We start from the raw sequence: 13,967 nt of genomic DNA, 5'->3' as shown, positions 1-13,967 counted from the left end.
GTATGTGGTCGGAGGAATGGCCTGCGCTTTTTGAGGAAGAGAAGCCAGTAGGGCTTCTGGAACGAATGCTGCCGTCTTCCGAAAAGCGAGACTGGGAATTTCCTGAAGAAATCCCCGTCCTTCCCCTTGAGGACAACGTGCTTTTCCCGGAGATTGCCTTCCCCTGGGTGGTTCAGGGGGAGACCTGGGTTCGCCTTGTCCATGAAGCGGTTCTCAAGGATAAAATCGTCGGCGTCGTTGCCCTTCGGGAGAAACCGGAGGACAGACCTCTTGAGCCGCAGGACCTTTACGAGGTTGGAGTCGTGGGGAGAATCTCCCGCATGCTTCGGCTCCCTGAAGAGGCGGTGCAGATTCTCGTTTTTGGGCTGGCAACGTTTGTGGTCAAGGAGTGGGTGCGGTGGGAACCATACCCTGTTGCCCGCATTGAGGTTATCCGCACTGAGGAAATCCGCACGGACGAAGTGGAGGCGCTGAAGCGCAATATTCTCAGCCTTTTCCAGAAGGTTGTTGAACTTGCACCGTATCTGCCCAAAGAGGCCTTTGTGGCGGCGATGAACATCAAGGAACCTGCGCGTCTTGCCCATTTTGTGGCTTTTAACCTGAACCTCGATGTTGCCGGGAAACAGGATGTTCTTGCATCTTTTGACCTCGTGGAGAAGTTGAAGAAGGTTACCTACTACCTGACGCGGGAGCTCGAGATCCTCCAGATTGGGAGCAAAATTCAGGCTCAGATTCAGAAAGAGATGGCCAAGACCCAGCGGGAGTATTTCCTGCGGGAGCAGCTCAAAGCTATCCAGCGGGAACTTGGGGAACTCGATGAACGGGGAAGCGAGATCACCAGGCTCAGGGAAAAAATCAAAGCCTTGGGTCTTGCCCCGGAAGTGGAGGAAGAGGTGGAAAAAGAGCTCGACCGCCTCTCACATATCCCTACCACCTCCCCCGAGTACCCGGTTATCCGGAACTACATCGACTGGATTCTCGAGCTCCCCTGGAGTAGGAGCACCGAGGACACCCTTGACGTGGAGCTTGCCCGGAAAATCCTCGACGAGGACCACCATGACCTTGAGAAGGTCAAGGAGCGCATCCTTGAGTACCTCGCCGTGTGCCAGCTGAAGAAAGACCTCAAGGGTCCGATTCTCTGCTTTGTGGGTCCTCCCGGGGTTGGGAAGACTTCGCTCGGGAAGTCCATTGCCCGGTCCCTGGGGCGGAAGTTCGTACGGATTTCCCTTGGTGGTGTTCGGGATGAAGCCGAGATCCGGGGACATCGGCGTACCTACGTTGGGGCAATGCCGGGGAGAATCATCCAGGGTCTTCGCAGGGCAGGAACGAACAACCCCGTGTTCATGCTCGACGAGATTGACAAGATTGGTGCGGATTTTCGGGGAGACCCAGCAGCAGCGCTCCTTGAGGTTCTTGATCCCGAGCAGAATGAGGCCTTTGTGGACCATTACCTTGGAGTCCCCTTCAACCTCTCCCGGGTTCTTTTCATTGCCACGGCTAACGTCGTCGATACTATTCCTCCGGCCCTTCTTGACCGGATGGAACTGATTTTCCTCTCGGGGTACACGGACCAGGACAAGCTGGTTATTGCCAGGCGTTACCTTATTCCGAAGCAGTGCCGGGAGAACGGTGTTCCAGAGGGCCTGCTGCATGTCCCCGATGAGACCATCCTCACCATTGTCCGGGAGTACACACGGGAGGCAGGGGTACGGCAGCTTGAGCGAAACATTGCCTCGGTGTGCCGGAAGGTGGCCAAGCGCATAGCCTCAGGAGAGCAGGGTCCCTTTGTGGTTGACATCCCGCTTCTTCGGGAATTCCTCGGACCCCGAAGGTACTCTCGGGACATGTTCTCTCCTCAGGGAAGGATAGGTGTGGCTGTGGGTCTGGCGTGGACCGAGGTTGGTGGGGAAGTCCTTTTTGTGGAAACGGTTGCCCTCCCGGGGAAGGGGAATCTCATCCTTACCGGAAACATGGGGAAGATCATGCAGGAGTCGGCCCGCATTGTGCTCTCGTGCATTCGAGAGCGCTCGAAGGAGTGGCATATTCCCGAGGACTTCTACGAGAAGAAGGACATTCACATCCACGTTCCCGCAGGGGCAATCCCCAAAGACGGACCGTCTGCCGGCATCACCATGGCGGTTTCCCTGGTGTCTGCATTGACGAAAACCCCTCCCTGTCAGGGATTGGCTATGACCGGGGAAGTCACGCTCACGGGGCGGATTCTCCCCGTGGGAGGGATTAAGGAGAAGGTCCTGGCTGCATACCGGGCAGGCATTGGGACGGTCATCCTCCCCAAGGAGAACGAAAAAGACCTCGAAGAGGTTCCCGAGGAGGTCAAGCGGGAATTGCGGTTCCACTTTGTGGAAACTCTTGATGACGCCCTGGCGCTGGCTTTTGGCAGAAGCCTTGAGGAAATATCCCTTGAAAGGGGGAATACCAATGGACTCGGATAGCCTGGATTTTCTGCGAAAGCTCATCTCTACCCCCAGTCCTTCTGGTTTTGAGGAGGAGGTGCAGAGGATTTTTCTGGAGCGCATTCAGGACAGGGTCGATAGAACGTATAAAGACGTCCATGGTAATGCTTTTGGGGTTATCCACCCTGACAGAACTCCCCGGGTGATGCTTGCCGGACACTGCGATGAAGTAGGGCTTATGGTGGAGTACGTGAACGACCAGGGGTATATCCATTTTTCGGCCGTGGGTGGTGTGGACCCTCACGTCACCGCAGGGACCAGGGTGCTCATCCATACGGGTTCCGGTCCTGTTCCCGGTGTGGTGGGGAAAAAGCCGATTCACCTCATGGAGGAAAAGGACCGCCAGAAAGTGGTGAAAATCGAGGAACAGTGGATTGACATCGGGGTGAAGACCAGGGAAGAAGCTCTCCAGCTTGTGAGTATTGGAGACCCGATCACCTTTGATGTGGGCTTTCGACCCCTCTCCGGGACGAGAGTGGCAGGGAAGGGTTTTGACGACAAGGTAGGAGTGTTTGTTGTGGCGGAGACGCTCCGCCGGGTGAACCGGGAAAAACTCCACTGCGCCGTGTATGGGGTGAGTACCGTTCAGGAAGAGCTGGGTCTTCGGGGAGCGCGGACGAGTGCCTTTGGCATTGCACCTCATGTGGGCATCGCTGTTGATGTGACGTTTGCCTCCGATTGTCCGGATGTGGATAAGCGGAAAGTTGGCGACATAGCTTTGGGGAAAGGCCCGGTCATTGCCCGGGGGCCCAATATCAACCCCAAGGTGTTCCAGCGCTTTGTGGACATTGCCAGAACCCATGGAATCCCCTATCAGGTTCAGGCAGAGTCGAAGGCGACAGGGACAGACGCCAACGCCATCCAGGTGACTAGAGAAGGTGTGGTGACGGGACTCATCGGCATACCCAACCGGTATATGCATACCCCCTCGGAGGTCATTGACACCGAAGATGTGGAGAATGCCGTGCGATTGCTTGTGCTTTTCCTTGAGAGCCTGAGTGGAGACGAGGACTGGATTCCCTGAGATTCTCTATGTCGGAATGGCGAAAGGATCCCTTTACTGAACGCTGGACCATTGTAGCTCCGGAGCGTGCAGGTCGTCCATATGAATTTGGGGAAGGAGAAGGGACCCAGTGTCCTTTCTGTGAGGGCATGGAAGCCATGACCCCTCCCGAAGTGTTCAGTATTCGTCGTGACGGAACCGTAGAGAACCAGCCGGGGTGGTTCGTTCGGGTTTTTCCGAACAAGTACCCCGCTCTCCAGAGGGATATCCCCTTCTGGAGTATGGAGGATGGGTTTCACCGGGCGATGAGCGGCTTTGGAGTGCACGAAGTCATCGTTGAAACTCCCCATCATGCTGTGGATTTTTCAGAGCTCCCCGAAGAACAGATTGTCAGGGTACTGACGGCATACAGGGAACGATTGCGGTATTTTTCGGGCGAGAGGGAGCTTCGGTACGGTTTGATTTTCAAAAATCAGGGTGTGGAGGCTGGGGCTTCTATGAGCCACGCCCATTCCCAGTTTGTCGCTACACCCGTCATCCCCCAGGCCGTTTGTGCGGAGCTCCAGAGTGCGAGGACGTTTTACTCGCAGTGTGGGAAATGTCTCTTCTGTGCGCTCCTTGAACAGGAAAGGGGGAAGTTTGCCCGGGTCGTTTTTGAAAGCGAACATTTTGTCGCTCTGGTTCCCTACGCTGCTCGCTTCCCCTTTGAGGTTGTGGTGCTCCCGGTGCATCACAGCGCTACCTTCCTCGAGGAAACACGCCTTGAGGACCTGGCTCAGACTCTGCGCAGAGTCCTCTGGGGCGTTCGGGAATGTTCAGGTGGGTCTGCTTTTAACTTTGTTCTCCACAGTGTACCGTACCATGCCCGGAGCGAAGAGCATCAGAGTTACCACTGGCACTTTGAAATTTTGCCGAGCTTTCCCCGAGTGGCAGGTTTTGAATGGGGAAGCGGGTTTTCCATTAACGTCCTGCCTCCTGAGGAGGCAGCCTCAAGGCTTCGCCTCTGCCTTGGGTTCCAGGAGGGTGAGTGAGTATGCCACCGATCCGGTACGCCATGATTCTTGCTGGGGGCAAAGGAGATCGGCTGAGTGTGCTCTCGGTCGAGCGTGCAAAAGCGGCTGTGCCTTTTGGGGGATGTTACCGTCTCATTGATTTCCCCTTGAGTAACTGCGTGAATTCCGGAATTTACGACATCGGCGTACTCACGCAGTACCAGCCTCGCTCGCTCATTGAGCACATCGGGGCTGGGCGTCCCTGGGATCTCGACAGGAAACAGGGTGGCATTGAACTCCTACAGCCGTACCTTGGTCGAACTGTCGGGGGATGGTATAGGGGGACGGGGGATGCCCTGTACCAGAACATGAATATCATCCTTCGAAAGAGGGTTCCCCACCTCCTTGTGCTCTCCGGAGACCATGTGTATCTCATGGACTATAATCCTCTCATGGCGTACCATATTGACCGAGATGCTGATGTTACCCTTGTGGTTACCCGGGTGCGGGAGGAGGATGTTTCCCGATTTGGTGTGGTTGCGGTGGATGAGGATAACTGGATTACTCGCTTCGAGGAAAAGCCCTCCGTTCCATGGTCGACTATCGCTTTCATGGGGATTTACGTCTTCCGCACCGAGTTTCTTGTGGAGAAACTGCTTGAGAATGCCAGAGAAGGGAAATTCGACCTCGTGCGTGATACCATTATCGCCAGTGTGGGAAAGGTGAGGATGCAGGCGTACTTTTACACCGGACCGTGGTTTGATGTTGGGACGATTCGGGCATACTGGGAGGCCAACATGCATCTTCTGGCTCCCCTGCCCTCTTTCAACCTCTACGATCCTGACTGGGTCATCTACACCAATCGTCCTCCCTATCCCCCAACGCAGATCTGCAAAGGTGCGCGGGTTGCCTCAAGCATCATTGGAGAAGGAGCGGTCATCAGGGGGGAGGTTGTGCACTCGGTGATCTTCCCGGGAGTTGTGGTTGAAGAGGGGGCCCAGGTCCATGATTCCATCATCTTCAACGATTCGGTTGTTGGGGAAAGGGCCCGGGTCTTTCTGAGTATCCTCGACAAGAGAGTGGTGGTGGAGAAAGGAGCGGTGGTGGGATATGGAAGTGACCTGACACCGAATGACGCTCGCCCGGACCTCCTGGACTGGGGGGTCAACCTCGTCGGGAAAGGGAGCATTATCCCGGAAGGAATGGTGATTCACAGGAATTGCCTCATCGGCATTGGAGTGCAGAGGGAACGTTTTGAGGGCTTGAAGGAACTTCGGAGCGGTTCGGTCATCGTATAGCTTTCTGGACTGGGGGTCTGTGCCTTGCTTTTGGGAATTTTGCTCATTGTTCTTGTGCTGTACGGGCTTTTGCTTTTTTGGGTTCTCAACGAACGGTTGAAAGAAGTGCAACATCTTTTGCGGTCCCTGGCAAAAAAGGTGGACCGGCTGGGAGAAAAGCGCAGCCTTCCGGAGGAAAGGGGGGAAGAGGAGAGCATCGCGGAAGACCGTTTTCCCTTGTACGTCTTTGAAGACGAGATTGCCAGAGAGAAAGGAGAAGGACAATGAGGTTATCGCGAGTTTGGGGATTGCTTATCCTTGCGGTTTGCGTACTGGTGTGGGGATGGAGTATCTGGGCTGAAGAGACGCCCATGCCCACACCTCAAGGTGTGGAGCGGAAGGTTGTCGCTGAGGTGAATGGAGAACCGATTTACCTTGAGGACCTGGAGAGGATATGGAATAGTCTTCCCGAGGCTTACAGAACGCAGTTTCCCGGAGGTATGCGGGATCTTCTGGAGCAGTTCATTCGCCAGCTCCTCCTTTTGCAGGAGGCCCGGAAGATTGGGCTTGAATCGGACCCTGAAGTGGTGAAGCAGATTGAGGAGCTTAAAAAGCAGGTTCTCATTCGGGAAATCATCAAAAGGGAGATCATCGAGAAGGTCCAGGTGAGCGACGAAGAAATCCAGAAGGAATACAACGCCAATCCCACGCTCTATACTGAGCCCGAACAAGTGAAAGCGCGACATATCATGGCGAGTTCTCGGGAGAAGGCGGAAGCTATTCTTGCGGAGTTGAAGACTGGGCGACCCTTTGAGGAGGTAGCACGGGAGAAGTCCGAGTCGCCTGACGCCTTAAGCGGCGGAGCAATGGGGTATATCAGGCGGGGGGATCTTGATCCTGAAATCGAGAAGATCCTCTTTGAACTTGCTCCGGGGAATTACAGCGATATCGTAGAGATCAACGATGGGTTCCACATTTTCCTTGTGGAGGAACATCTGAAACCCCGCCTCAAAGAGCTCTCTGAAGTTCGCGAGGAAATCGTCGCCCGTCTCACTCCCCAGAAGCAGCAGGAAGCGTTCGAGAAGTGGATTGAGGAGTTGAAAAGCAAGGCCGAAATTGCCATAATAGAGGAAAATCTCCCCTCAGGAAGCAACGCTGAGAAAGTCCAAGAAGGTGTGTCACCGTCTCCATGAGAGAGATCTTGCGTGACCTTGTGCGAAAGCCTCAAAACGGGGAATACCTGGAAATCCGCCTGGAGCACATCGTGACCACAAGCATTCGCATCCACAACACTACTGTGGAGAGGCTCAAGGTTACAGAAGAGCGGGGCGGTTCCCTTCGCATTCTCCATCCGAAAACGGGCTGGTGGTTTGTGAGTTTCCAGGGGTGGGATAGCCTCAAAGAGCACGTTGCTTCCGGTCTGCGCTCGGTCGTCCTCCTTCCGCAAAGCGGAACCGGTGTTATCCGGGGGGAAGGTACCGAAGAGGAAATTCGTTTTTCCCCGCGAGAGGATTTTCGGGAGAAACCTCTTGGGGAGAAAGTCCAGCTCCTTTTTGCCTATGCCCGGATGCTCCGGGAGGCCTCTCCTTTTGTGGTCAGTGCGGTTGTGGAGTACCGCGATGAGTGGCGCACCGTGTACTTCGCCAACTCTGATGGGTCTGTGATCTTCTGGGAAAGACCCGACATTTCGCTGAGCTTTGTGGCAACGGCCAGGAAAGGAGACCAGATTGAGGTCTATCGTGATGGAGTGGCTGGGAAGGCAGGGTTTGAGCTTGTGAGGGGCTTGGAAGAGCTTGCCCATCGGGTGGGGAAGCAGGCGGAGGCATTGCTCTTTGCCCGACCCTTCCCTGGTGGGGTGTACGATGTGATTCTGGACCCAGTCCTTGCGGGGGTTTTCATTCACGAGGCGTTTGGACATCTCAGCGAGGCAGATTTTCTTTCTCGGAATGAGCGCCTTCAAAGACTCATGGTGCTGGGGAAGCCGATTGCTTCCCCGGTGCTCTCGGTATTTGATGATGGGAGCCTTGAAAACCTCAGGGGCTCTTCTCCCTACGACGATGAGGGCACGCGGACGCAACGGACATGCCTCATTCGGGAGGGCTATCTCTCTGGAAGACTGCACTCGCGGGAGACGGCGTTTCTCCTTGGTGAGTCCCCTACGGGGAATGCCCGCACCATTTCGTATCGCTTCCCACCCATTGTGCGGATGACCAACACGGGAATTGAGCCAGGAACGGTACCCCCTGAAGACCTTTTCGCCGACATCAAACGGGGTGTGTACGCGGTGGAGTACGTTGGTGGGAGCACCGCTCTTGAGCTTTTCACCTTCTCCCCGGCCTACGGGTACCTCATTGAAGGGGGGAAGGTTGGGGAGATGGTGAAGGACATCGTCCTCAGTGGAAATCTCTTTCAAACTCTTGGTAAAATAGACGCAGTAGCGAACGATTTCCGCTGGACCGAGGTGGGCTGGTGCGGGAAGGGTGAGCAGATGGGCCTTCCCACACCAACGGGAAGTCCACATGTTCGATTGAGGGAAGTCCTTGTGGGGGGACAGTGCCATGCGTGAGGTTGTGAGCATTGCGAGGGCCAGAGGGCTTCAGGCGGACCTCTTTGTACGAAGAGTCTGGGAGAAGAGCATAGAGTACGAAGCCGGAGTGTTTCGGGGGTATGTGGCGAGAGAGCATACCGGGTGTGGGTTGAGGGTGATTCGCCCTGACAAACGCCTGGGGTTTTACGCCTTCACACCTCCCTGTGCCCCTTCGGAAGCGGTAGAGCAGGCTCTGGAAGTGAGCGCTTTTGGTGACGTGGTTGATTTCACCATTCCTTCCTATCCTTCCACCACCGAATGGAAGGATTTTGTTGATCCTCGCCTTGAGGAACTGAGCGTTCGGGAAATGGTGGAAATTGGGGAACATCTTGTGGGACAGCTAAAGACAACTCATCCTGAGGTTTTGACGAATGTTCGTATTGTTGCGGGAAAAGAGGAACGGGAGCTCTTCAACCACCATGAAGAGGAGATTCGCTTTGCCCGAACTTTTTTTGACATCTCAGTTGAGGCCACTCGGGTGAAGGATGAGGATATCCTGACCGTATATGTGGAAAGGAGCTGGGGCAATCGTGACCTCGACGTTGATGACCTCCTGAAAGAGGTTGAGCTCAAGCTCGACCTTTCAGAGCGGGTGGTTTCCATCCAGAGTGGACAGTATCCTGTGCTTTTTACTCCCTCAGGGTGTATGGTCCTTCTGCACCCCCTGCTGTATGGATTGAGCGGTCGTAACATCGCTTTCGGAAAATCTCCACTCCAGGACAAACTTGGTAAGGTTCTCTTTTCCTCGTTGTTCTCTCTTGTCGAGATCCCTCAAGAGCCCTGGGCTTTGGGTTCGTGCCCGTTCGATGACGAGGGGATACTGACCCCCGAAGAACGTGTCCTTGTGGAGAGTGGGAAGGTGGAAGATGGTTTCTGGGACCTCTGGAGTGCGGCAAGGACTGGACGAAGAACCACAGCCAGCGGTTTCCGTCGCTCTCCATGGGATATGCCAGAGCCGGGCTTTAGCGTCCTGAAGATCAAAAACGGGCTGCGGGATCGTGAGACTCTAGTGGAGGAGCTTGAGGAGGGCCTCGTGGTGGATAGCCTTCTTGGGCTTGGTCAGAGCAACATTGCCTCGGGGTTTTTCTCCTGTGGTGTGCAGCTTGGCTTTTACGTAAAGGGTGGCGAAATCCAAGGACGTGTCAAGAACGTTATGATCAGCGGCAATGCCTATGAAGCCCTGAAAAACGTTAAGGAGCTTTCCCGGGACTGCCGGTGGGTACAGGGGAGTATCCTTGCCCCATACATGCTCGTTGAGCCCATCCAGGTGAATGCCGCAAGCTGAACGCAAGGAAGGTGAAGGACATTGTTCCAGTCGCTTCCAAAACTGAGCTATCTCCCGAAGGAGGAAGAACGTATCCTCTCCTTCTGGAAAAAGCAGCAGATTTTCCAAAAGAGCCTCAGACTACGGGAGGGATGTCCTCGTTTTACGTTTTACGAAGGTCCTCCAACGGCGAATGGCTATCCCCATGCAGGGCATGTTATCGGAAGAAGCATCAAAGACCTCATCCCCCGTTACAAGACAATGTGCGGCTTTTTCGTTCCCCGAAAAGCAGGCTGGGATACCCACGGTCTTCCTGTAGAGCTTGAGGTTGAGAAGGAACTCGGCATAAGAGGCAAGCAGGATATCGAACGGTTTGGGGTCGAAGCCTTCAATGCCCGATGCAAGGAGAGCGTTTTCCGGTACATCCGGGAGTGGGAGAAGCTGACGGAGCGCCTGGGAATCTGGATGGACCTCGAACACCCCTACATCACCTGTACTAACGAGTACATCGAAAGCCTCTGGTGGATCCTCAAAGAGCTCTGGAAACAGGGATTACTGTACCAGGGGCACAAGGTCCTCCCGTACTGCCCTCGCTGCGGCACTTCCCTCTCGAGTCACGAGGTTGCCCTGGGGTACCGGGAGACTGATGACCCTTCAGTGTACGTGAAATTCGCCGTCAAAGGAAAAGCAGGGACCTTTTTCCTGGTATGGACGACCACTCCCTGGACACTGGTGGCCAACGTGGCTTTAGCGGTGGGGAAAGACCTGCCATATGTGGAGATAGAAAGCAAAGATGGTACCCGGTTCATCCTGGGGAAGGAGAGCCTGGAAAAGCTCTTCCAGGAGGGGACTTTCCGGGTTCTCCGGGAGATGAAAGGTGAGGACCTCGTTGGCCTTGAGTACGAACCCCTTCTTCCCTTTGTCCGGGCCGAGAAGGGATACAGGGTTTTCGCTGGTGATTTTGTTTCCATGGCGGAAGGTACCGGTATTGTCCATATTGCGCCGGCCTTCGGAGAGGATGACATGCGTCTGGCGCAGAAGGAGGGTCTCCCTGTCCTTCAGCCGGTACTGCCCGATGGAACGTACGATAGCAGCGTTGAGCCATGGAAGGGTCTGTGGGTGAAGGATGCCGATCCGCTCATTATCGACTATCTCCGAAAGGAAGGAAAACTCTTCCGCAAGGAGACCTACCGGCATTCGTATCCTTTTTGCTGGCGGTGTGATACCCCTCTTCTCTACTATGCGAAGGAGAGCTGGTTCATAAAGACTACGGCGTTCCGTGAGCTTCTTTTGGAGAACAATCGGAAAATTCACTGGGTTCCGGAGCATATCCGGGATGGGCGTTTTGGAGATTTTCTGGAGAATGTGGTCGACTGGGCGCTCTCCCGGGAACGGTACTGGGGGACTCCCCTGAATATCTGGAAATGTGACACCTGTGGGTTTGCCGACGCCGTGGGGTCCCTGGAAGAGCTGCGTTCCCGCTCTCTTTCTCCCATCGGTGACATCGAGCTACACAGACCATACGTAGACCGGGTGCTGCTCTCCTGCCCTCAGTGTGGCGGGGTGATGCGGCGGGTTCCCGAGGTCATCGACTGCTGGTTTGACTCAGGGGCCATGTTCGTGGCCCAGCACCACTATCCCTTTGAGAACCAGGAAGAGTTTGCCCGGAGCTTCCCCGCCGACTTTATCTGCGAGGCCATCGATCAAACCCGGGGATGGTTCTACAGTCTCCATGTACTGGCGAGCATGCTTTTCAGAAGCCCTGCGTTTTTGCACTGCCTTGTGACTGAACTCGGCCTTGATGAGAAAGGACAGAAAATGAGCAAGCACATCGGTAACGTCGTAAACCCCTGGAACCTCGTCGAAGCCTATGGTGCTGATGTGCTTCGCTGGTACATTTTTTCTGTTTCTCCTCCCTGGGTACCGAAGCGCTTCGGGAAATCAGGTCTGCGTGAGGTCCTCAGTAAGTTCTTCGATACTCTCTGGAACGTTGTGAACTTCTTCATCCTCTATGCCAACATTGACCGTTACGTCCCCCCGGATTCCTCGTTTGAGGAACCGGAGCATCTCCTGGATCGCTGGCTGGTGAATGCTTTCAGAAAGCTTGTGAAGGAGGTCCGGGAAGCGCTGGACCGCTTCGAGATTTCAAAGGCGGCGAAGTCCCTTGAGGAGTTCGTCATCGAAGACCTGAGTAACTGGTACATTCGCCGTTCCCGAAGGCGTTTCTGGAAATCCCAGTGGGATGGAGAAAAAGCGGGGGCCTATCGCACCCTTTATGCGGTGCTCATTGGACTTACGAAGCTTCTTGCTCCCTTCGTTCCCTTCACTGCGGAACTCCTGTACCAGACCCTCGCGGCTCCTCTGCCCTCCCGGAAGGAGAGCGTGCACCTTGAGGACTACCCCGAAGTCCAGGAGGAGCTCGTTGACCGGGAGCTTCTGCAGTCCATGGATGTGGCGCGAAAACTCGTGAACCTTGGGCGGGCCGTACGCAATAAGGTCGGTGTGAAGCTCCGCCAGCCTTTAAGGAAGGCTACCCTTGTGCTCCCCAGAACGGATGAATCCCGTGTTCGGCCCTTTGCCGGGCTTGTCCAGGATGAACTCAACGTGAAGGATATTGAGTGGGCTGAGGAACTCCCGGACACCGTTGCCGTGCGCTTGAAACCGCGTTTTGCCCTTCTTGGCCCTCGTTATGGCGAGAAAGTCAAGGAGATCGCTAAAGCCCTGGCATCTTGCCCGCAGGATGTGGCCCGTAGGTTCCTCCAGGAAGGGCAACTCCTGCTCTCTTTGGCCGGGACGGAGGTTGCGCTGAGCCTGGACGAGGTGGAGGTTGTTCTTGAGACCGGTGGTCACTTTTCCGTGGAAAGTGAGGGTCAATACGCCGTCATTCTCGACACCACTCTCGATGAGGCCCTGAAGGAAGAGGGCCTGGTCCGCGACTTCGTCCACAGTATTCAGATGTGGCGGAAGGAGCTCGGCCTTGACGTTGAAGAGCGCATCGTCCTTCTGCTCTCGAAGGATTCGGACCCGTATCTTCTTGGGGTGGTGGAGCGGTACCGGGAACTCATCGAAGAAGAGGTCCTGGCCCAGGAAGTCTCTGTGGGTTCGGTGCTCTGTGGAGAGAGTACGGTGAGAGAGTTCCATCTTGACGGCAGGAAAATTCTCTTGAGTCTGAGGAGGCTGGTATGAGGGACGGAAAGCGAGCTCTGGGGGTGTTGTTCCTCGGGATTCTGTTCCTTCTGGGAAATCAGGGAAGGGCAGAAGGTGCTACCTACCACGAGGTCCAAGCGGGAGAAAACCTCTGGGTGATTTCTCGCCGGTATGGTGTGGCTCTTAAGACACTCCTTGAGCTCAATGGTCTCTCAGAGCAGAGCATTCTGCAGCCAGGCATGAAAATTCTCATTGAAGGCGAGCGGGATGCTCAAAGCGGTAACCTCCTGTACGAAGTGAAACAGGGAGACACTCCCTGGGGCATTGCCCGGGAGTTCCAGATTCCGGTTCGTCTGCTCCTTGAGGCAAACAACCTCACTGAGAAAAGCATTCTCCGGGTGGGGCAGAAACTTGTGATCCCACTCTCAAGCGATGGCCGCCCGAAGACTTCGGAGAGAGCAAGCGCCCAGGGAGCGGCTCAAGCACAAGTCCACATTGTCCGTCAAGGTGACTCTCTCTGGCGAATTTCCCGACAGTACGGTGTGGACATGAAGTCGTTGATGCAAGCCAACGGCCTTACCGAAACGAGCATCCTCCAGGTGGGCATGCGCCTCGTTATTCCTAAAGAGACAGGAAGAACTGCTGTTGCATCATCTTCTTCTGCTACCTCCTGGGAGACGTACACGGTCAAGAAAGGGGATACGCTCTGGAGTATTTCCCGGCGTTTTGGTGTCCCTCTGAAGGAGCTTCTGCGGGCCAATGGTCTTCGGGAGACGAGTGTCCTTCAGATCGGTCAGGCGCTTCGAGTTCCTTCGCGGGGTGGTGTTTCTTCTGCGCCTCAGAGAGCACAGCGGGGATTCATCTGGCCGGTGAATGGGAGAATTTCCTCGCGTTTCGGCCCCCGGGGTAGGGGATTCCACTGCGGAGTAGACATTATCGCTCCCGCAGGGACTGTTGTGCGGGCAGCTGAAAGCGGAGTGGTGAGTTACAGTGGGTGGATGAGCGGATACGGGCGAGTGGTGATCATCACCCATGCCTCAGGGTTGCAGACCGTGTACGCCCACAACTCGGTTAATCTCGTGCGGGAAGGGCAGCGGGTGAATAAAGGGGATCCCATTGCTCGGGTGGGTTCAACGGGAAATGCCACCTGTCCTCATCTCCACTTCGAGGTGCGCCGGAACGGTCGTCCAGTGGATCCCCTTGAGTTTCTGAGGCGGTGAACC

General features: G+C 55.4%; 10 protein-coding genes. All 10 read left to right on the top strand.

Features of this window, described 5'->3' with window-relative positions:
* Nucleotides 1–2 precede the first annotated feature (2 nt).
* The 10 genes from lon to ACP6EK_RS08805 are packed head-to-tail and all read left to right on the top strand — an operon-like array spanning nt 3 to nt 13,964.
* Entirely contained in the window at nt 3–2,453 is a 2,451-nt protein-coding gene (gene lon / locus ACP6EK_RS08850) for an endopeptidase La (RefSeq protein ID WP_438315484.1), read from the top strand.
* Nucleotides 2,440–3,498: a M42 family metallopeptidase gene (locus tag ACP6EK_RS08845; RefSeq protein WP_438315480.1), complete on the top strand. Its 1,059-nt coding sequence runs from the start codon at nt 2,440–2,442 to the stop codon at nt 3,496–3,498. The genes lon and ACP6EK_RS08845 overlap by 14 nt, the downstream gene beginning before the upstream one ends.
* 8 nt (nt 3,499–3,506) lie before the next feature.
* Nucleotides 3,507–4,508: a galactose-1-phosphate uridylyltransferase gene (gene galT, locus ACP6EK_RS08840; protein ID WP_438315477.1), complete on the top strand. Its 1,002-nt coding sequence runs from the start codon at nt 3,507–3,509 to the stop codon at nt 4,506–4,508.
* A 2-nt stretch (nt 4,509–4,510) separates the two neighbouring features.
* Nucleotides 4,511–5,767 carry a glucose-1-phosphate adenylyltransferase family protein gene (locus ACP6EK_RS08835; protein ID WP_438315475.1) on the top strand — a complete coding sequence of 419 codons (1,257 nt, stop codon included), beginning with the start codon at nt 4,511–4,513 and terminating at the stop codon, nt 5,765–5,767.
* Nucleotides 5,768–5,791: 24 nt separating this feature from the next.
* The gene (locus tag ACP6EK_RS08830) at nt 5,792–6,034 is read left to right on the top strand and encodes a hypothetical protein (RefSeq protein WP_017889161.1); all 243 of its coding nucleotides are present in this window, start codon (nt 5,792–5,794) and stop codon (nt 6,032–6,034) included.
* Nucleotides 6,031–6,939 (top strand): peptidylprolyl isomerase, encoded by a 909-nt coding sequence (locus tag ACP6EK_RS08825; RefSeq protein ID WP_438315472.1) that lies wholly within the window; start codon nt 6,031–6,033, stop codon nt 6,937–6,939. Before ACP6EK_RS08830 ends, ACP6EK_RS08825 begins: the two co-directional genes overlap by 4 nt.
* Nucleotides 6,936–8,312 carry a TldD/PmbA family protein gene (locus tag ACP6EK_RS08820; protein ID WP_438315469.1) on the top strand — a complete coding sequence of 459 codons (1,377 nt, stop codon included), beginning with the start codon at nt 6,936–6,938 and terminating at the stop codon, nt 8,310–8,312. Before ACP6EK_RS08825 ends, ACP6EK_RS08820 begins: the two co-directional genes overlap by 4 nt.
* Complete coding sequence (locus ACP6EK_RS08815; protein ID WP_438315466.1) at nt 8,305–9,618, top strand: TldD/PmbA family protein; 1,314 nt, start codon at nt 8,305–8,307, stop codon at nt 9,616–9,618. The genes ACP6EK_RS08820 and ACP6EK_RS08815 overlap by 8 nt, the downstream gene beginning before the upstream one ends.
* A gap of 21 nt (nt 9,619–9,639) precedes the next feature.
* Complete coding sequence (ileS, locus tag ACP6EK_RS08810; RefSeq protein WP_438315463.1) at nt 9,640–12,783, top strand: isoleucine--tRNA ligase; 3,144 nt, start codon at nt 9,640–9,642, stop codon at nt 12,781–12,783.
* Nucleotides 12,780–13,964, top strand: a complete 1,185-nt coding sequence (locus ACP6EK_RS08805; RefSeq protein WP_438315460.1) for a LysM peptidoglycan-binding domain-containing protein — start codon at nt 12,780–12,782, stop codon at nt 13,962–13,964. The genes ileS and ACP6EK_RS08805 overlap by 4 nt, the downstream gene beginning before the upstream one ends.
* The last annotated feature ends 3 nt before the right edge of the window (nt 13,965–13,967 follow it).

This window comes from Candidatus Caldatribacterium sp. SIUC1 (genome assembly GCF_051549785.1).
Taxonomy (GTDB): domain Bacteria; phylum Atribacterota; class Atribacteria; order Atribacterales; family Caldatribacteriaceae; genus Caldatribacterium.
This window is presented reverse-complemented; position numbering and strand designations above follow the sequence as displayed.